Below are 19,597 nucleotides of genomic sequence, written 5' to 3'. Positions count from 1 at the left end.
TTAACTACTACTTGGTTTAAGCAATCAATTTGAACTGCTTAAGCAAGCCCTTAGCATGTTGATACTCTGCTTCTTTTTGCAACACATCCCACGATAGGGCTAGCGAGTCTGGCATCAAGCGATTCAAACGGGTAGCGGACTCCGCTTGTTTTTGCTTTGAAACTTTTAGCTTGCTCAATAACTGATCAGCCAAGTCCGGGCGATTACAAATTAAGACGGCATCACAACCGGCGTCTAGCGCCATTTCGGCCCCCTTCACCACTGATCCAGCAACGCTCGCCCCCTCCATCGAAAGGTCATCACTAAAGATTACCCCCTGAAATCCTAGTTCTTGCCGAAGAATAGAATGTAGCCAAATCTTTGAGAAGCCCGCAGGATTTTGATCTACCTGCGAATAAATCACATGGGCTGGCATCACCGCTGCCAAACTCAAGTCCAGCCACTCATAAGGCTTAGCATCATCGTTGAGAATTTCTTGAAGTGAGCGCTCGTCCACTGGAATAGCCACATGAGAGTCTGCCTCTGCCCAGCCATGACCTGGGAAGTGTTTGCCACAGTTGGCCATGCCGCCAAGCCGTAAACCTTCATTCAAACTCTTGGCTAATGCAAACACGATTTGCGGATCACGACTGAATGAGCGATCACCGATCACACCACTGCGATCAAAATCTAAATCGAGGACAGGGGTAAAACTAAAGTCCACACCACACGCACGAAGCTCTGCAGCCAATACATATCCACAGGCAGTTGCGGCAGCCATGGCGAGCGCAGCAGAATCAGCGGCATGGCTTGATTTACTTTTCGCACCCCAAAGCTCGCCTAACTTACGCATTGCGGGAAGATGCGTAAACCCATCCGTCTTGCAACGCTGTACTCGTCCACCCTCATGGTCAATCGAGATCAAGACATCAGGGCGTAATTTCTTGATATCAGCTGTTAATTTAGTCAATTGCTGACGATTAGCAAAGTTCCTGCCAAACAAAATCACACCACCCGTCAGAGGATGCAAGATCCTACGGCGATCTTCCGCATTTAAGACCTGACCCACCACATCTAAGGTAATTGGGCCGGGGTTCATGGTGGCTTTACTCATGTATTCCTCTTAAGAATTTCTCAGTTTTATCTTTAATTCAATTCTTCAGTTATTTCTGAGTAACGATGACATGGGCAATTGCCATGTCTTGCTCATCACTCACAGTCACGTGAGCTTCCCAATTTTTCTCTTGCATAAATTGAGCCAAAGCCCCGAGATAACTAGTTACTGGCTTCCCACTAGCTTCATTTAAAGTTTGGAGAGAGCGCCAAGTCATTGGCATTCTCATTCCCAAACCAATTGCTTTTGAGAACGCCTCTTTAGCAGCAAAGCGGGTGGCCAAAAATGCAATGCCGCGTTTGTGATTTCTGGCAAGACGATGTTTGAAGACCGCCATCTCATCTGGACCCAAAATCTTTTCTGCCAAGCGGCCATTAGTACGATCGTAAGCAGCTTGTAAGCGCCCAATCTGCAGAATGTCAGTACCAATGCCGATGATCATCAAATGTTTACTAGTCAGAGAGGTTTGATACGGTCTTGATGTCGACCTCTTACCATCAAGGCTTTCATATCCTCAATAGCATTTTGCCAACCTTTAAATAAAGCCTCAGCCACAATGGCATGGCCAATATTAAGTTCGGATAATTCTGCAATAGCGGCTATGGGCATCACATTGCCTTCATGCAAGCCATGGCCAGCATTGACTCTGAGCCCAATGCTCTTGCCGAACTGCGCAGCCTTTCGAATGCGCTCTAATTCTACTGCTTGTTCAGAACCAGATAAATCTGCATAACGCCCTGTGTGCAACTCCACTACAGTAGCACCAACGTCTTTTGCTGCCTGTATTTGCTTTTCTTCAGGATCGATAAATAGAGAAACCCGAATACCGGCGTCTTGTAACTGCTTGGTAGCAGCCTTCACTGCATCAAATTTCCCTAATACATCTAAGCCACCTTCAGTAGTGACCTCCTCACGCTTCTCGGGCACCAAACAAACATCGTGTGGCTTTACCTTACAAGCAATATCGAGCATTTCAGGGGTCACTGCACACTCTAGGTTCATCCGAGTTTTAATAAGCGGGCGTATTGCTAATAAATCAGCATCTTTAATATGGCGGCGATCCTCTCGCAAATGCAAAGTGATTAAATCCGCGCCAGCCTCCTCGGCTAATTGCGCCGCCTTGAGGGGGTCTGGATATACCGTGCCACGCGCATTGCGTAAGGTGGCAACGTGGTCAATATTGATGCCCAGTTCTAAGGCGTGCGGAGAAGTCATGTCAATAGATTACTAGATTTTCTTCAAATCAATCAAAATTTGACGGGTCGTCAAGACTTGATCTTGCAAGTGCAAGCCCAAAAGGAAACGCATGAGCTGCTTACTTTCAGAGAGCGTCTCTGGAGCAGAAAAGTCCCCAGCAGCAATTGCCAATAAAGATTGACCCTTCAATACTGGCCAGTGGCCTGGATCGTCACCTTGGGTAGGACGCACACCTCGCTCTGGCTGGTAAACATAGTGGGTTTGGGCATCAGGTATTTGATTGGTTTCAACGCAACGATCTAAGGCAGCCGCGTAGCCCGTCTCTTGAAGCAGCGATAACTCAAAAGGACGCAGAATTTCTTCTAAGCCCTTCGACTCAAACTCAAGATTCGATAGAGCATTGATGGTTTCAGCATAGCGATCGTAAAGCTTTTCGTATTCATCTTCACGAGCTAAAAACTTCACGAGTAGTTCATTGAGGTAAAAACCGCAGAGGAGTGCATCGCCAACTAAAGAAGGCATGCCCCCCACCCACTCAGACTTGGTAAGCGTGCGCAATTCAGACTTACCACTCCAAGAAACCAGTAATGGCTGAAAGCGTTGCAACACAGGACGTAGTGTTGAATGAGGACGTTTAGCGCCTTTAGCAATCAGCGCCATGCGGCCATGTTGCCGCGTGAAGACATCCAGAATTAAGCTAGTCTCTTTATAGGGAATGCTGTGCAATACAAAAGCAGGCTCGTCAGCAACACGAATCGAGGCCATAAGAGCTTATTCCAGACCCTGTGCCCGCAATTCAGCGCGATCATCTGCCCAACCACGCTTCACTTTGACCCAAGTCTCCAAAAAGACTTTGCCATCAAAGAGCTTTTCCATATCAATGCGAGCATCGGTAGAAATCTTCTTCAGTCGCTCACCCTTTTGCCCAATGATCATGGCTTTATGGCTATCGCGATCTACCAAAATGGTGGCAGCAATCCGGCGCATCTTGCCATCCATCTTGAATTGATCAATTACTACGGTAGAGGTGTAAGGTAACTCTTCGCCAGTAAAGCGGAAAACCTTTTCACGCAAAATTTCTGCCGCTAAGAAGCGCTCACTGCGATCAGTAATGGTGTCACCATCGTATACAGCCTCAGCCTCAGGCAAATAACCCTCAAGCACATCTAACAGTCTTTCAATATCTCCCGGACTCTTTGCGCTCATGGGTACGATTTCTGCAAACTCACACTTTTGATCTTCGTGCCCACCTAATTCACACCAAGGTTTAGACATCTCTTTCATAAAGTTGAGCAAGGCTTGATCCCGCTCAGATGGAGTCTGAAAGTGACTATTGAACAAGTCCAATTTATTTAAGACCAGCAGTACTGGAAGATCATCTGGCAGCAGCTTTAATACTTTTTTATCATCCTCGCCAAAGTAACCAGCCTCTACTACAAAGCAAGCGACATTGACATCTTGTAAGGCGGTAGTAACAGTACGATTCAATGCTTTATTAAGGGTGTTCATTAAACGCGTCTGGAAACCAGGCGTATCAATAAAAATGAACTGTGCTTCCTCGCGATTCTGAATACCTAATATCCGATGACGGGTTGTCTGCGCCTTACGTGAAGTAATACTGATCTTTTGTCCAACTAATGCGTTGAGCAAGGTTGACTTACCCATATTGGGACGCCCAACAATGGCGATAGTGCCGCATCTAAACACGATTAGCCCTTCAGCTTAAGATTTAACTGCTCTTCAGTCGCTTCTTTCTTGGCTGCTTTTTTCTTAGCCGACCGAGTTTTCTTGGGCTTGCGAGATTCTTGTGGCAAGGCTTTTAAGACCCCCAGCAAAGCAGTCTTAGCAGCTGACTGCTCAGCAGCGCGGCGGGATGCGCCCTCACCTTTTACTGAGACCTTGAGGCTTGGTATGACACACTCCACCTCAAATTGCTGATTGTGTGCAGCGCCACTAGTGCCTGTCACGTTATAAGTTGGCAAAGGTAACTGGTAACTTTGCAAACACTCTTGCAACAGTGTTTTGTCATCTTTACCTAAAGTTTTGGGATCAACCTGCGTCAGAATAATTGAATAGAGTTTGCGCAAACACGCTTTTGCCGCTTCAAAACCGCCATCCAAAAAGATCGCGCCCGTCACTGCCTCTAAGGTATCTGCCAGAATGGATGGGCGGCGAAAGCCGCCACTTTTGAGCTCACCCTCGCCCAAGCGAAGGTAATCTGATAGGGATAGTGTTTGGGCAATCTCATACAAAGCTTGCTGTTTGACTAAATTTGCACGCACACGTGAGAGGTCACCCTCATCTAAATCGGAATAACGCTCATACAGTAAATCAGCAACCACGCAATTCAGAATGGAGTCACCCAAAAACTCTAAGCGCTCATTATTTTTTTTGCTATGACTACGGTGAGTCAAGGCTTGATTTAAGAGTTCGGGCTTTTTAAAGGTATAGCCCAGACGCTCTTGAAGCGGTGCGGTTTCGATAACGGCGCGCGCGTTCATGATCGACTACTCAAAACCACCAATACGACCTAGATTACCTAGGTTAAGCCAGACAAAAAATGCCCTGCCAACAATGTTCTTATCAGGCACAAAACCCCAATAACGAGAGTCAGCACTGTTATCGCGGTTATCGCCCATCGCAAAGTAATGTCCTGCAGGCACCTTGCAAGTTAGGCCAGATGGTTGGTATTGGCAAAACTCTGCACCCGGAAAACGTTCTGCGGGGAATGACCCTGCAGAACGATCAGGGTCATTCAAAATCTCATGACGATTGCCACCTAAATCTGCTGGGAAAGCTTCTGTATAACGTTTGGCGTAACGCATATTTTCGGGATCTAGATAGGCTTCGCCGCCGCTGTATTGCAAAGGCTGGCCATTAATTGTTAAGCGCTTATCTTCATAAGCAATCACATCACCCGGTAAGGCAACGACTCGCTTGATATAGTCCACTGACTCATCGCGAGGGTAACGGAACACCACCACATCCCCACGTTTAGGGGAGCCCAGCTCCACAACTTTTTGATTGATCACCGGCAAACGAATGCCATACGTAAATTTATTCACCAATATGAAATCGCCGATCTGCAATGTCGGAATCATAGAGCCCGAAGGGATCTTAAATGGCTCAACAATAAAAGAGCGCAATACAAATACTGCACAAATGACTGGGAAAAAGCCTGCGGTGTACTCGAGCCATAATGGCATGCGATCAATACCGGCTGCTTTTCTTTGTGGTGCAAAGTAGACCCTGTCAGCAATCCAAGCAATGCCAGAAACAATTACCAAAATGAAAAGAATCAGGGCAAAGTTCATTAATCCTCCACCTGCAAAATAGCCAAGAAAGCTTCTTGCGGAATCTCAACGTTACCCACTTGCTTCATGCGTTTCTTACCTTCTTTTTGTTTCTCTAATAACTTGCGCTTACGAGAAATGTCACCACCGTAGCACTTCGCCAACACATTCTTCCGTAAGGCCTTGACGTTTTCACGCGCAACGATATTGCTACCAATCGCCGCCTGAATGGCTACATCAAACATCTGACGCGGAATAATGCCGCGCATCTTGGAGACCACTTCACGGCCACGATGTTGACTATTGCTTCTATGCACAATGACTGACAAAGCATCTACGCGATCACCGTTAATCAAGATATCCACTTTGACCACATCAGCTGGGCGATATTCTTTGAACTCATAATCCATCGAGGCATAGCCACGTGAGATTGATTTGAGACGATCAAAGAAGTCGAGCACAATCTCAGCCATCGGCAACTCATAAGTGAGCTGCACTTGACGACCTAAGTAGTTCATCCCCGTCTGAATCCCGCGCTTGCCAACGCATAGAGTGATCACTGAGCCAACATACTCCTGTGGCATATACAGATTGACAGTCACAATCGGTTCCATGATCGTATCGACCTTGCTGGTCTCGGGCATCTTAGATGGGTTATCTACCATCAAGATCGTGCCGTCAGATTGCTGCACCTGATACACCACGGTTGGCGCAGTCGTAATCAAGTTCATACCGTACTGGCGCTCCAAGCGCTCTTGGACGATTTCCATATGGAGCAAACCTAAGAATCCGCAGCGGAATCCAAAACCTAAAGCTTGTGAAACCTCTGGCTCATACAGGAGTGATGCATCGTTTAATTTCAGTTTCTCCAGTGACTCACGCAATTGATCGTACTCACTCGCCTCTACTGGATAGAGGCCAGCAAATACTTGTGACTTCACTTCCTTGAAACCAGGTAATGGCTCGGTAGCAGGTGTGCGACCTTGTTGGCCTACAGCATGGGTCACTGTATCACCTACTTTTGCAGCTTTAAGCTCTTTGATGCCAGCGATGATAAAACCGACTTGACCAGCACTCAGCTCAGGGCGATCTACTGACTTTGGACTAAAGACGCCCACGTGTTCAACTAAATGGGTTGAGCCATTGGCCATTAAAGTAATTTTGTCTTTGGGTTTTAAGGTGCCATTAACTACACGCACCAACGTCACCACACCAACATAATTATCAAACCAAGAGTCAATGATCAAGCATTGCAATGGTGCGCTCGCATCACCCTTGGGTGGCGGAACGCGACGAATCATTTCTTCAATGACTTCATGCACACCCATCCCGGTCTTGGCAGAACAAGTTACCGCATCAGTTGCATCAATACCAATCACATCTTCAATTTCTTGAATAGCGCGTTCAGGGTCTGCCTGCGGCAAATCAATCTTATTGAGCACCGGTACCACTTCAACACCAAACTCAATTGCGGTGTAACAGTTTGCTACTGTTTGCGCCTCAACACCCTGACTTGCATCTACCACCAGCAAAGCACCTTCACAAGCCGATAAAGAGCGACTCACCTCGTATGAGAAGTCAACGTGACCTGGGGTATCAATGAGGTTGAGGTTATATATCTTGCCGTCTTTGGCTTTGTAATTTAGAGCAGCCGTTTGCGCCTTGATCGTGATACCTCGCTCACGCTCAATGTCCATTGAATCGAGAACCTGGGCTTCCATTTCTCGATCAGAGAGACCGCCACAAATTTGGATAATACGATCAGCAAGCGTAGATTTGCCGTGATCGATATGGGCGATGATAGAAAAATTGCGGATTAAATCCATAGCGTCTTAAAAAGTCATTCAAGAAAACGCCTTGTCAGAACGCACCACAATGATGCGCTGCAAAAAGTCGTCTTAGAGGGATTGTAATGGGTGGCGCCCTTAAGACGCCGAACCCTATTTTTTAGCCTAAAAACGGCTTATTTTGGCTTTACCGGAAGCACCAAAGTGCTATCTGCACGGCGAATAAAGACTGGAACAGCCTTATTGGCATCCAGGGCTTTAACCAGGGCTTCAAACTGCTTAACCCCAGTAATATCAGTATCAGCCACCCGAATAATGACGTCGCCTGGTCGAACCCCTGCCTTAGCTAGGGGTCCATCACCTAGACTAGTGACCTCTACCCCACCCTTCAGATTCAGATCCTTCTTTTTGGTATCCGATAAATCGATTACAGCCACCCCAAAGACATTTGTACTGTTGCTATCTGCAGTTGGCGCATCAGATTTCTTGTTAACAGCTTTTGCAGACTCAGTGTCAGCCACTGTCACTGTTAATTCGCGCGCTGCACCCTTGCGCCAAACTTGTACTGGAACAGAGCTACCAGGTTTGGTATCACCCACGACTCGAGGCAAATCGGTTGATTTAGCAATCTCACGTCCATTGAAACTTAAAATCACGTCGCCAGCTTCAATGCCGCCAGCCGCTGCTGGGCCACTTGGCTCGACGTTACGAACGTATGCACCTCGAGGTTTGCCTAAACCCAAACTCTCTGCAATTTCTTTTGTCATCTCACTTAAGGCGACACCAATACGACCGCGAGTCATTTTTCCGTTAGTCCGTAACTGATCTGCAACTCGCATTGCTTCATCAATGGGAATGGCGAAAGAGATGCCCATATAACCACCAGAGCGACTAAAGATCTGGGAGTTAATACCAATCACTTGACCGGCTGTGTTGAGTAATGGGCCGCCAGAGTTGCCGGGATTGACGGCAACGTCAGTTTGAATAAAAGGTAAGTAATCTCCCGTATCACGACTCTTGGCAGACACAATGCCTGCAGTTACTGTATTTTCCAAGCCGAAAGGTGAGCCAATCGCAAGAACCCACTCGCCTACTCGCACCTTCGATGAATCACCCAAAGGCAGTCTTGGCAAATCACGCGCTTCAATTTTGACAACCGCTACATCGGTACGTTTATCCATACCCAATAATTTCGCCTTGAACTCACGCTTATCCGTTAAGGTGACATAAATCGTGGTGGCACCTTCAACCACGTGCGCATTCGTCAGAATCAAACCATTGGATTCAATAATGAAACCGGAACCAACGCCACGATCTGCTTCTTGCGGCTTTCCGGAGTTTGGCTGCGACTGCTTAGGACCGTTAGGAACTCCTGGCATCGGTACACCAAAAAAGCGGCGGAAGAATTCCGCTTGTTCTTCTGGCATTCCGGGGATCCCACCTTGAGCTTGCTGAACCATGACTTTCTCAGTTGTACGAATATTGACAACCGCTGGGCTGGCGCGCTCAACTAAGTCGGCGAAATCAGGGATCGCAACTCGAGGATTCTGGGCCATTGATGGTGTCATAAAAGACATCTGCCCCAGACTCAAAATAGCCAGGAGCGCAATAAAGTGCTTTTTCATAATGCTATAGACCTACTTGGTGAAAACCAACAGTGGAGATAAAGAGAATATTAGGTCAACTTGCCGAAAATCAAGGTGCCGTTAGTACCCCCAAAGCCAAAATTGTTTTTAACAGCATGATCAATCTTGACATCCCTAGCGGTATTGGCGCAGTAGTCCAAATCGCACTCAGGATCTTGATTAAAGATATTAATAGTGGGTGGGGATTTCTGGTTATGGAGGGCCAGGATGGTGAAAACTGACTCTAAGCCACCGGCACCACCCAAAAGGTGACCAGTCATTGACTTGGTGGAATTGATCAGCGCCTTCTTAGCATGATCGCCCAAAGCCGCTTTGATGGCTTCGGTTTCATTCTTGTCACCTAAAGGCGTAGAAGTACCATGAGCATTTAAGTACTGAATTTGGTCTGGATTTAAACCGGCATCACGTAAGGCATTAACCATGCAACGACGTGGACCATCCATATTGGGAGCGGTCATGTGATACGCATCACCGCTCATACCAAAACCAAGCAGTTCACAATAAATTTTTGCGCCACGAGCCTTGGCATGCTCATACTCTTCCAGCACAACTACGCCAGCACCTTCGCCAAGGACAAAACCATCGCGGTCTTTATCCCAAGGTCGTGATGCAGTTGCAGGATCATCATTACGAGTGGAGAGGGCTCTTGCAGATGCAAAACCACCAACACCTAAAGCAGAGATAGTGGATTCAGCGCCACCGGCAACCATGACATCCGCATCGCCATACTGAATCAAACGCGCAGCTAAGCCAATGCTGTGCAAGCCAGTTGTACAGGCAGTAACAGCAGCCACGTTTGGACCTTTGAGACCAAACAAAATGCTGAGGTGTCCAGAAATCATATTAATGATTGAGCCTGGCACAAAGAATGGTGAGATGCGACGGGGGCCACGAGCTAAAAGCTCAGCGCCGGTCTCTTCAATCATTGGCAAGCCGCCAATACCAGAGCCCACCATCACGCCTACGCGCTCGGCATTTTGCTCGTTGATCTCTAGACCGCTGTCGCGAATCGCCTGCGTACCAGCGGCGATACCGTAATGGATAAAGGTATCCATATGGCGCGCCTCTTTGGCAGAGACGTATTCTTCGACATTGAAATCTTTCACCTCTCCAGCGAAATGAACGCTTAATGGAGTGTGGTCAAACTTAGTGATCGTGGCGATGCCTGATTTGCCGGCAAGCAAGTTAGACCAAGCTACATCAACTGAATTACCAACAGGTGAAATAAGACCAAGGCCGGTAACTACAACCCGGCGTCGGCCATTTGATGCTGACACAGTAATACCTAAGCTAGGGATTTAACCCTGAGCTTTTGATTTAGCGAAGTCGATCGCGAGCTGCACTGTGGTGATTTTTTCAGCTTCCTCATCAGGAATTTCGATGCCGAATTCATCTTCCAAAGCCATAACCAGCTCAACAGTGTCAAGAGAGTCAGCGCCCAGGTCATTCACAAAAGAAGATTCATTCTTGATATCTCCTTCAGCGACGCCCAATTGCTCAGCGACGATTTTCTTAACGCGTTGTTCGATGTTATCCATTAAGTCCCCCAAGGGTTGTAAAAAAACGATGGAAGGATTTTATCAGCATGGCGGGCTTAATTAGCAAAACCACCCAAAAATGACCAAATCCTTGCTTTGCCGTTAGGCCAAATAGAGTCCGCCATTGACGTGTAGGGTATTCCCAGTAATGTATCCAGCTGCTGGGGAGGCCAAAAATGCCACTGCCTGGGCCACATCTTCTGGGCTACCCAAACGAGCTAAAGGAATGTTCACTTTTAGGGCATTTTGCTGATCTTCGCTCAAAGCGCGCGTCATATCGGTATCAATAAATCCCGGTGCCACACAGTTCACAGTGATATTGCGACTGCCGATTTCACGAGCGAGGGCACGAGTCATGCCAGAAACACCGGATTTTGCTGCGGCGTAATTAGCCTGTCCAGCATTACCCATGTGACCAACGATCGAGGTAATGTTAATAATGCGGCCGCCACGAGCCTTCATCATGGGACGTAAAACAGCTTGAGATAAACGGAACACTGAGCTTAAGTTGGTATCAATCACATCAACCCACTCTTCAGGCTTCATCCGCATTGCTAAGTTATCGCGAGTAATGCCAGCGTTGTTCACCAAAATATTGATGCCACCATACTCTTTCACAATGTGATCGATGATTTCTTCGCAAGCATTTGGTGCAGTTACATTCAACACCAAACCAGCACCACCGGAAGGCTTTAAACGTGCATCAATTGCTTTAGCCCCGTCAGTGGATGTCGCAGTTCCAATGACCTTAGCGCCACACTTCATCAACTCATCTGCAATCGCCTGACCAATACCGCGGGAGGCGCCAGTCACCAGGGCAATTTGTCCGCTTAAGTCGAGATTCATATTTGTCTTTCGCTTGATTTTTATACTGAGTCGATGGTTTTATTTGAAACTTGCTAGAACTTCGTTCAAGCTAGCTTCATCAAATACTGGCACGCCAGTCACCTGATCATGAATTCGCTTAGTAAGCCCTGCCAATACCTTGCCTGGACCACACTCCACTACCTGAGTAATTCCTTGTGCGGCCATTGCTTGAATAGTTTCTTGCCAACGGACTGGTTTAGCTGCTTGACGTACCAAGGCATCTTTAATCGCCGCCGGGTCATTCAAGATTTCGACATCGACGTTGTTAATGACAGCAATTGTTGGTGCTTTAAATTCAATGTTCGCCAAGTAGCCTTTGAGCTTTTCAGAGGCTGGTTGCAATAAAGAAGAATGAAATGGTGCAGACACTGGGAGTGGCAAGGCGCGCTTGGCACCAGCAGCCTTAAGTAATTCACATGCTTTAGTAACGGCAGCGCTGGCACCCGCAATCACAACTTGGCCGGGTGCATTGAAATTGACTGCCTCCACTACACCACCTGATGCAGTGCTTGCTTCAGCGCAAACACGGATGACTGTTGCGTCATCCAATCCAAGGATCGCTGCCATACCGCCGGTACCAACCGGGACCGCAGATTGCATCGCTTCTGCACGAAAACGTACCAAGGGAACTGCGTCTTTAAATGAGATCACGCCGGAAGCAACTAATGCAGAGTATTCGCCTAGGCTGTGACCTGCCATCACCTTCGGTGCAGGGCCTCCCGCCGCTAACCAAGCACGGTAAAAGGCTACCGCTGCAGTCAACATAACAGGCTGGGTATTGGTAGTTAATGACAGCGCCTCTGCAGGACCTTCAGCAATCAACTTCGCAACATCTTCACCCAAAGCTTCAGAAGCCTCTTGCAAGGTTGCACGCACTTCAGGACGCTCAGCGATGGAATTGAGCATACCTACCGATTGAGAACCCTGTCCAGGGAATACGAATGCAAATTTCATGAGATTAATTTACAAAACAATGAAAAGAGATTGAATACGGATTAACGCGCATGAGTACGGCATCAATACTTCAAGGCCACCGCGCCCCAAGCAAAACCACCGCCAACACCCTCTAATAAGAGATGTTGACCACGCTGAATTTGACCGGAACGCACACCAGCATCCAAGGCCAATGGGATAGAGGCTGCCGAAGTATTACCGTGCTCATGCACAGTCACAATCACCTTATCCATCGACATACCCATCTTTTTGGCAGTACCTTCCATGATGCGGATATTGGCTTGGTGAGGAACTAACCAATCAATTTGCTCAGGCTTAAGATGCGCCTTTTCTAAAACTTCATGAGCCACTTGCTCTAGAACTTTGACTGCCAATTTAAATACCGCTTGACCATCCATGGTCATAAATGGTGAGCCATGCACTGCACCGTTACCAGCACGCCCAGGCACACACAAAATATCACGCTGACTGCCATCGGCATGCAAAGCAGTCGACAAAATGCCAGGCTCACTTGAAGCTTCGAGCACTACTGCGCCAGCACCATCACCAAACAACACACACGTGCCGCGATCTTGAAAATCCAAAATGCGTGAAAAAGTTTCCGCACCGATGACCAACACTTTTTTATAGGAGCCACAACGAATAAACGCATCTGCCGTAGCGATGGCATAAGTAAAACCGGCGCAAACTGCCTGTACATCAAATGCAGCGCAGTTACTGTGGACACCCAATTTGTCCTGTACTACACAAGCTGTACTGGGGAAGCCGCCCAAGTGATCAGGGGTTGAGGTTGACAAAATGATGAGGTCTAAATCTGCTGAAGTAATGCCAGCACTGCTTAATGCCGCTTGCGCTGCTTTTACTGCGAGATCGCTCGTGAGTTCATTTTCTGCAGCAAAGTGACGCGCAGAAATACCGCTACGAGTGGTAATCCACTCATCGCTAGTCTCTAAACCAGATTTAGCCAAACGTTCCACTAAATCTTGATTGGTTAAACGCTGCTCCGGAAGATAGCTTCCAGTACCAGCGACTCTTGCAAAAATACTCATGCTTTTGTCTCCGCTACAAAGGCTGCGGCAATACGTTCAACCATGCGATTTTTAGCTGCTTCGTATGCTCGATCTAAGGCAAAACCAAATCCAAAACGGTCTGCAGAGCCATGGCTCTTAATCACACAACCCCGAAGACCCAACAATACAGCACCGTTATAGCGGCGATGATCAACCCGCTTACGCACCCGTAGCAGTGGCACCATGGCACAAATGGCCATCAACTTAGTCAATAAAGAGCGGTTGAATTCATCACGAATCATGCCGCTCATCATTTTTGCCAAGCCTTCACTAGCCTTCAGAACTACGTTGCCTACAAATCCATCGCACACCACAATATCGGTGGTGCCTTTAAAAATATCATTCCCTTCTACGTTACCGTAAAAGTTTAAATTCGTCTGACGCAGCAATTCACTCGTTTGCTTAACAACATCATTGCCCTTAATCACCTCTTCACCGATATTCAGGAGACCAATGGAGGGATTTTGTTTGCCATCAACTACCTGAACCATGACGTTGGCCATCTGTGCAAATTGCACCAAGTGCATCGGCTCACAGTCAGCGTTGGCGCCTAAATCGAGCATCGTCGTACCACGCCCTAATTCATTAGGGATGGCAGTGGCAATCGCTGGACGATCAACACCCTCAAGGGTTTTTAAAATATAGCGGGAGATTGCCATCAATGCACCAGTGTTGCCAGAGGAGATGACTGCGTCAGCAAGACCTTCTTTTACTTGCTCAATCGCAACTCGCATCGATGAATCTTTTTTGCGACGCAAAGCAACTTCGATGGGATCGTCCATCAACACTACTTCACTCGCGGGAACAATTTGAATGCGCTCCATTGGCGCTTTGGGAGATTTGCTCAAGACTTGCTTGATCAACTCTGGATCACCCACTAAGGTAATCTTGGCATCAGCATGTTTTTCTAGAAAATCGCAGGCGGCAGGAACCGTCACGACGACTCCATGATCTCCGCCCATGGCATCGATAGCAAGAGTAACGCTCATAAGCTGATGGATTGCTGCAGTAATGTTTCTAAGAAAAAAGCGGCTTTAAATGAGCCGCTTCTATCTGTTTAGACTAAAAAATTAGTCGTTTTTAGTTTTAACAACTTTACGACCACGATAGTAGCCGTTAGGTGAAATGTGGTGGCGCAAATGAGCCTCACCAGTTGTGGCTTCAACAGCCGTAGCAGGTGCGGTCAAAAAGTCGTGCGCACGGTGCATGCCACGTTTGGAAGGTGATTTTTTATTTTGTTGAACGGCCATATTGGACTCCTAAGCAAGGCGACATTCTAGCATGGAAAAGCGCCTAAATGCTTGATTTTTCAATGAAGCATACCGAAAACAACAGGCCAACTGAAAACCCTATTTTCAGTTTTTCTTCATATTTTTCAATATGTTAAAGGGATTTTCTGGTTTATCTGCGACCTCATCGCCATCCTCATCTCCAAAAACCGATACATGAGGCTCACAGAAGCCCTCAGGGTGCTTTGGAATCAAGGGGATAGAGAGTAAAACCTCATCCTCGATAGTTTCCAAGACGTTAAATTGCTGACTAATCACCAAGGGCTCCTGCTCCTCGTCTTCGAGGGGGTAATCGTCAGCCTCAGCCTCAGTAGCAACCAGCAGAAAACGCCGCTTTTCCGCCAGATCCACCGCGCAATCCTGTAAACAACGTTGGCAAACTAGGTGAAGCCGCCCTTTTAAGCCCAACTCCATTACTTGGCTAGGCTCGCTGCCTGGCGAATCCTCAAAATGCGTCTCCAAGTCCCAATGGAAGCCATCCCCCAAAACTAAGGTAGACGCCTCCTCAGCCACTCTGGGAAGCTCAGAGATGCTTAAAAAACCAGCACCTTTGTAGGATTGGGGGGCACAAAAATCCACCCGCTTCAAAGTATTAGGTTCTGCAGATAACTGGACTTGAGGTAAAACTTGATTACGATTCATGACATCAGTCTAAATCAAGGCATCTTCGAAAGTCAGCAGCAATGAGTAACCAAAGAAATTCACCCGAAAATCCCCCCCTCATCTTGGCATCCACCTCGGTGTATCGCCGCGAGCTTTTAAAGCGCCTGCGGATTCCCTTTGAGGTGATCCCTCCTAAAGTAGATGAAACACCCCTTACCGGTGAAAACACGCTCGACTTAGCACAGCGCCTTGCACTGGCAAAAGCGGCAGCTGTTGCCAAACAAAATCCTCATGCTTGGGTCATTGGCTCTGATCAAGTGGCAGATCTCTGCGGCGCAGCGATTGGTAAACCAGGTAATTTTGAACGGGCGATGGCACAACTCCAACTCATGCGCGGTCAAACAGTGACCTTTCATACAGCGCTGTGCTTAATGAAAGGTGATTCACAAACGATCTTAAGTGTTCCAACTGAGGTGAGGTTTCGCAAACTCTCCGATGAAATATTAGAAAGTTATTTGCTGGCAGAGGAACCTTATGACTGCGCTGGTAGCGCTAAGTCTGAAGGCTTAGGAATCAGCCTTCTAGAGGCGATTCAGAGCGATGACCCTACCGCCCTAATCGGTCTGCCACTCATCGCTTTGACAGGCTTGTTGCGTGATGCAGGTTTTGTGATTCCAGGCAAGAGTTAATCGGTTCATGGCAAAGCTCGGCACACTCTATTTAGTTCCCAACACCTTGGGTGATGATGCTCGCACGGAGCAATTACCTTGGGTATTGCCAAGTGAAACGATTGCTTGCACAGCCAAGCTGAAGCATTGGATTGTGGAAGATGCAAAAACTGCGCGCGCATTTTTGAAAGCGGTTGATAGCATCTCACCGCTAGCCTGCAGCATTCAAGAGATGCAAATGAGTGAGTGGCGTGGCGCTGCACGTAATGCAAAATATGGAGAGTCAGTAAAACCTGCTGACTTATTAAAACCCTTGATTGCGGGCAATGATATGGGCCTGATGTCCGAAGCTGGAGTGCCGGGCGTTGCTGATCCTGGCGCTGAACTGGTGCTTGCGGCCCACAAATTGGGTGCTCAAGTAAAGCCCTTGGTGGGACCTAGTTCTATCTTGCTGGGCCTTATGGCTAGTGGTCTGAATGGTCAGCGCTTTACTTTTCAGGGTTACTTGCCTCATGACGTTCATGAGCGTAGCGCCAAGCTCAAACAGCTAGAAGTTGAATCTCGAAAATTACAAGAAACGCAAATTTGGATTGAGACGCCTTATCGCAATACTGCCATGCTGATGGCCTGCATCAATTCACTAGCACCACAAACATTACTTTGCCTTGGTGTTGATCTCAGCCTCAAATCTGAAATGATCACAACACTGTCAATTGCAGACTGGCGCAAACGCTATCCTAATGAAGAAGCCTGCGCCGGATTACAAAATAGGCCAACGGTATTTCTACTATTGGCCTAGATTGATTCAGCTTTTATAAGTTCTGAAGTTTTCTATTTTTATTTAAGATCTGGCGCCTTTACTAAAGCTTTACCAGCAGCGGCACCCGCTTCAGCACCAAAGCGTTTAGCCACACGCTCCGCAAAGTTTTCTTTCATGGTGTAGTCGAGCACATCAGGCGCCTTAAAGATATCGCGCGCTACTGAATCGACAGTACCGTAACCATCTACCAAACCAAGCTTTACCGCCTGCTCACCATTCCAGATACGGCCCGAGAATAGATCTGGTGCGTCTTTTAAACGTGCGCCACGACCTTCTTTCACTACCGCAATAAATTGTTGATGAATCTCATCAATCATCGTTCTAACCATTTGCACTTGCTTTGGATCTTCCTTACTAAAAGGATCAAGCATGCCTTTATTAGAGCCGGAGGTAATCATGCGGCGGGTCACACCCAATTTATCCATCAAGCCTGTGAAACCAAAGCCTTCCATAATCACGCCGATGGAGCCAACCAAACTGGCTTTATCTACCAAGATTTGATCTGCAGCCACCGCAACATAGTAGCCGCCTGAAGCACAAATATCCTCAACTACTACATAGAAGGGCTTGTTTGGATATAGCTTACGTAGGCGATGAATCTCATCATTAATCATGCCTGCTTGTACAGGTGAACCGCCGGGACTATTAATACGCAGTACCACGCCTGCACTGTGCTCATTCTCAAACGCAGATACCAAAGATGAATTGATATCCATCGCATTAGCCAGCGAACTAGATGAGATCTCACCTTCTAGCGTCACCATCGCAGTATGTTTTTCAGTACCCATGCCGCGTCCAGGCAGATGAAAATCAAATACTGAAAGGACGACGCCAATGATGGCCACTAAAGTCAGAATGCGAAGTACCGCCTTCCAGCGACGCGCTTTACGAGTCTCTTTTAGATTCTCCAAGAGCAAGTGCTCAAGCGCTTGACGTTCCCAGTTTGGATTTGGATTATTTTCCATCTTGATTCCTCAGTGTTGCCTATTAAATTACAGATTTTGCTTGAGCCATTGTGACAGTTGTGCAACATCATCTACCTGCGCTAACGACTGTGAGGTCTTTAAAGTATCCAAAGGATGAGCACCATAGGTGACTGCTACAGCATCTACTCCAGCGCTAGTAGCCATATCTAAATCATGTGTGGTGTCGCCAATCATCAACATGCGACGTGTGGGTACTTGAGTGACATCAGAGAGCTCGAGCAACATTCCTGGGTGCGGCTTAGAGAAGGACTCGTCAGCTGTGCGTGTTTCATGAAAGAGGTGCCCAATCTGATGATGCTGAAGGGATCGATCTAATCCAACACGAGATTTACCAGTGGCAACTCCCAGTAGATAGTTATCTGCTCGTAATTCTTCTAAGAGCTCACGAATCCCTACGAATAAATCGAGTTCATGATCTTTTGCTAAATAGTGATAACGAAAACGATCAGTCAATTTTGGAAAGTGCACCGGCTCGATCCAAGGAACTGCGCGACGTAGTGAATCATGAATACCTAAACCAATCACTGAACTTGCCAATGTGTCATCGGGTTCCTTAAAACCCAAATCACGACAAGCCTGCTGAATGCAGTGCACGATGGTTGGCGTGGAATCCATGATGGTTCCATCCCAATCCCACACAATCAGGTCATATCGGCGCTCCGACTTATTTTCTTCAAGCATCTTTTTTACTCATTACTTCTGTTCGCATTACTGTTCAAAATTCTTCATCATCGCTGCAAACTCTGCCGGTAGAGGCGACTCGATACGCATCTTCTCGCCCGTGCGAGGATGGGTAAAACCAGCTAGGTGGGCATGCAAATAGAGTCTTTTGGATTTGATGAGCTTATCTTGATCTTCAAAGCCATACTTATCGTCACCCAAAATAGCGTGACCCAACTTCTGCAGATGCACGCGGATCTGATGAGTACGCCCTGTTTTTAACTGAGCCTCAGCCAAAGTAATCGCAGCATCCTCACGCTTCATCGTTTTGCTGACACGTAAAGCAGTATGACTTGGTAAACCATCGGGATCAACTCGCACCCGCCGCTCGCCATTTGCTAATAAATATTTATGAAGCGAATATTTGAGCTGCATCACTTGAGCACCCTGCTGGATTTCACCATGAGCGAGCAAGTAATAACGCTTATCCGTTTGACCTTCGCGAATTTGGCGATGCAACTCTACAAGAGCACTGCGTTTCTTTGCCAAGAGCAACACTCCGGAAGTATCACGATCGAGACGATGCACTAATTCTAGAAATTTCAACTCAGGGCGGGTGATGCGCAAGGTCTCAATCACACCTAGGGCGATGCCAGATCCACCATGAACTGCTAAGCCAGCTGGCTTATCTACTATTAATAGAGCTTCATCCTCAAACAGAATCGGCATTTTGTCGGAATAGCCCTGAGCACGGGATTTGGTCTGGGCGGTATTGACCGCTGCCATTTGGGAGGGCTCAGCAATTCTGACGGGGGGAACTCGAACGACATCACCTTCAATCAGGCGAGTGGTTGGTTCAGCCCGCTTTTTATTCACCCGAACTTCGCCCGAACGAATAATGCGGTAAACGTGGCTTTTGGGGACCCCTTTGGCCCAGCGTAGCAAATAGTTGTCCAAACGCTGGCCTGCTTCTTCCGGACCAATCGTCTGCAAATGGACTGCAGCCGCGGGGCGGGTTGGGGCGGGTTTAGGCTTGGATACTGGGTCGGATTTCATGATTTATCTCTCTTGCGGCCTCGCTCAAGGACGACAAGGGACTCAACAATACCCCATTGTCATTCAACTT

General features: G+C 47.5%; 22 protein-coding genes. 2 read left to right on the top strand and 20 right to left on the bottom strand.

From position 1 onward, the window contains the following. Positions 1-16 precede the first annotated feature (16 nt). The 17 genes from nagZ to ICN21_RS09045 form a co-directional block, all read right to left on the bottom strand. Positions 17-1,093 carry a beta-N-acetylhexosaminidase gene (gene nagZ / locus ICN21_RS09125; protein WP_216178191.1) on the bottom strand — a complete coding sequence of 359 codons (1,077 nt, stop codon included), beginning with the start codon at positions 1,091-1,093 and terminating at the stop codon, positions 17-19. Positions 1,094-1,142: 49 nt separating this feature from the next. Continuing rightward, positions 1,143-1,535 carry a holo-ACP synthase gene (acpS, locus tag ICN21_RS09120; protein ID WP_215296427.1) on the bottom strand — a complete coding sequence of 131 codons (393 nt, stop codon included), beginning with the start codon at positions 1,533-1,535 and terminating at the stop codon, positions 1,143-1,145. A 14-nt stretch (positions 1,536-1,549) separates the two neighbouring features. Beyond that, a complete protein-coding gene (gene pdxJ, locus ICN21_RS09115) occupies positions 1,550-2,308 on the bottom strand; it encodes a pyridoxine 5'-phosphate synthase (protein WP_215296426.1) in 759 nt (252 codons plus the stop codon). A gap of 12 nt (positions 2,309-2,320) precedes the next feature. Continuing rightward, a complete protein-coding gene (gene recO, locus ICN21_RS09110; protein WP_215296425.1) occupies positions 2,321-3,055 on the bottom strand; it encodes a DNA repair protein RecO in 735 nt (244 codons plus the stop codon). Between the two features lie 6 nt (positions 3,056-3,061). After that, the gene (gene era / locus ICN21_RS09105) at positions 3,062-3,955 is read right to left on the bottom strand and encodes a GTPase Era (protein WP_216861685.1); all 894 of its coding nucleotides are present in this window, start codon (positions 3,953-3,955) and stop codon (positions 3,062-3,064) included. A gap of 44 nt (positions 3,956-3,999) precedes the next feature. Further along, positions 4,000-4,791: a ribonuclease III gene (gene rnc / locus ICN21_RS09100; protein WP_215296423.1), complete on the bottom strand. Its 792-nt coding sequence runs from the start codon at positions 4,789-4,791 to the stop codon at positions 4,000-4,002. 6 nt (positions 4,792-4,797) lie between these two features. Beyond that, positions 4,798-5,604 carry a signal peptidase I gene (gene lepB / locus ICN21_RS09095; RefSeq protein ID WP_216178189.1) on the bottom strand — a complete coding sequence of 269 codons (807 nt, stop codon included), beginning with the start codon at positions 5,602-5,604 and terminating at the stop codon, positions 4,798-4,800. Then, positions 5,604-7,409 (bottom strand): translation elongation factor 4, encoded by a 1,806-nt coding sequence (gene lepA / locus ICN21_RS09090; protein WP_216178188.1) that lies wholly within the window; start codon positions 7,407-7,409, stop codon positions 5,604-5,606. Before lepA ends, lepB begins: the two co-directional genes overlap by 1 nt. A gap of 137 nt (positions 7,410-7,546) precedes the next feature. Beyond that, positions 7,547-8,995 carry a DegQ family serine endoprotease gene (locus tag ICN21_RS09085; RefSeq protein ID WP_216178187.1) on the bottom strand — a complete coding sequence of 483 codons (1,449 nt, stop codon included), beginning with the start codon at positions 8,993-8,995 and terminating at the stop codon, positions 7,547-7,549. Positions 8,996-9,045: 50 nt separating this feature from the next. Next, entirely contained in the window at positions 9,046-10,293 is a 1,248-nt protein-coding gene (fabF, locus tag ICN21_RS09080; RefSeq protein ID WP_215319741.1) for a beta-ketoacyl-ACP synthase II, read from the bottom strand. Positions 10,294-10,314: 21 nt separating this feature from the next. Then, on the bottom strand, positions 10,315-10,554 hold the full coding sequence (gene acpP / locus ICN21_RS09075) for an acyl carrier protein (RefSeq protein WP_028819177.1): 240 nt from the start codon (positions 10,552-10,554) through the stop codon (positions 10,315-10,317). Positions 10,555-10,656: 102 nt separating this feature from the next. Then, the gene (gene fabG / locus ICN21_RS09070) at positions 10,657-11,400 is read right to left on the bottom strand and encodes a 3-oxoacyl-ACP reductase FabG (RefSeq protein WP_216178186.1); all 744 of its coding nucleotides are present in this window, start codon (positions 11,398-11,400) and stop codon (positions 10,657-10,659) included. Positions 11,401-11,439: 39 nt separating this feature from the next. Next, positions 11,440-12,375 (bottom strand): ACP S-malonyltransferase, encoded by a 936-nt coding sequence (gene fabD / locus ICN21_RS09065; RefSeq protein WP_216178185.1) that lies wholly within the window; start codon positions 12,373-12,375, stop codon positions 11,440-11,442. A gap of 62 nt (positions 12,376-12,437) precedes the next feature. Beyond that, the gene (locus tag ICN21_RS09060) at positions 12,438-13,424 is read right to left on the bottom strand and encodes a beta-ketoacyl-ACP synthase III (RefSeq protein ID WP_215296416.1); all 987 of its coding nucleotides are present in this window, start codon (positions 13,422-13,424) and stop codon (positions 12,438-12,440) included. Then, entirely contained in the window at positions 13,421-14,434 is a 1,014-nt protein-coding gene (gene plsX / locus ICN21_RS09055) for a phosphate acyltransferase PlsX (RefSeq protein ID WP_215319737.1), read from the bottom strand. The genes ICN21_RS09060 and plsX overlap by 4 nt, the downstream gene beginning before the upstream one ends. 81 nt (positions 14,435-14,515) lie before the next feature. Continuing rightward, positions 14,516-14,695: a 50S ribosomal protein L32 gene (gene rpmF, locus ICN21_RS09050; protein WP_011902241.1), complete on the bottom strand. Its 180-nt coding sequence runs from the start codon at positions 14,693-14,695 to the stop codon at positions 14,516-14,518. 105 nt (positions 14,696-14,800) lie between these two features. Then, the gene (locus ICN21_RS09045; protein WP_216178184.1) at positions 14,801-15,376 is read right to left on the bottom strand and encodes a DUF177 domain-containing protein; all 576 of its coding nucleotides are present in this window, start codon (positions 15,374-15,376) and stop codon (positions 14,801-14,803) included. A 41-nt stretch (positions 15,377-15,417) separates the two neighbouring features. Here ICN21_RS09045 and ICN21_RS09040 point away from each other — a divergent pair, with 41 nt between their 5' ends. Then, positions 15,418-16,026 carry a Maf family nucleotide pyrophosphatase gene (locus ICN21_RS09040; protein WP_216178183.1) on the top strand — a complete coding sequence of 203 codons (609 nt, stop codon included), beginning with the start codon at positions 15,418-15,420 and terminating at the stop codon, positions 16,024-16,026. Between the two features lie 7 nt (positions 16,027-16,033). Further along, complete coding sequence (locus ICN21_RS09035; RefSeq protein ID WP_216178182.1) at positions 16,034-16,804, top strand: SAM-dependent methyltransferase; 771 nt, start codon at positions 16,034-16,036, stop codon at positions 16,802-16,804. Positions 16,805-16,842: 38 nt separating this feature from the next. On the opposite strand, the gene sppA is transcribed toward ICN21_RS09035, so the two are convergent. The 3 genes from sppA to ICN21_RS09020 are packed head-to-tail and all read right to left on the bottom strand — an operon-like array spanning position 16,843 to position 19,527. After that, the gene (gene sppA, locus ICN21_RS09030; protein WP_215296411.1) at positions 16,843-17,790 is read right to left on the bottom strand and encodes a signal peptide peptidase SppA; all 948 of its coding nucleotides are present in this window, start codon (positions 17,788-17,790) and stop codon (positions 16,843-16,845) included. 27 nt (positions 17,791-17,817) lie between these two features. Beyond that, positions 17,818-18,492, bottom strand: coding sequence for an HAD-IA family hydrolase (locus ICN21_RS09025; protein WP_216178181.1), 675 nt, complete (start codon positions 18,490-18,492; stop codon positions 17,818-17,820). A gap of 27 nt (positions 18,493-18,519) precedes the next feature. Next, the gene (locus ICN21_RS09020; RefSeq protein WP_216178180.1) at positions 18,520-19,527 is read right to left on the bottom strand and encodes an RluA family pseudouridine synthase; all 1,008 of its coding nucleotides are present in this window, start codon (positions 19,525-19,527) and stop codon (positions 18,520-18,522) included. Positions 19,528-19,597: the final 70 nt, after the last annotated feature.

The organism is Polynucleobacter sp. AP-Feld-500C-C5 (assembly GCF_018882265.1).
In the GTDB taxonomy this organism is placed as follows: domain Bacteria; phylum Pseudomonadota; class Gammaproteobacteria; order Burkholderiales; family Burkholderiaceae; genus Polynucleobacter.
The sequence above is the reverse complement of the archived record's forward strand: the minus strand, read 5'-3'. Positions and strand labels throughout refer to the sequence as shown.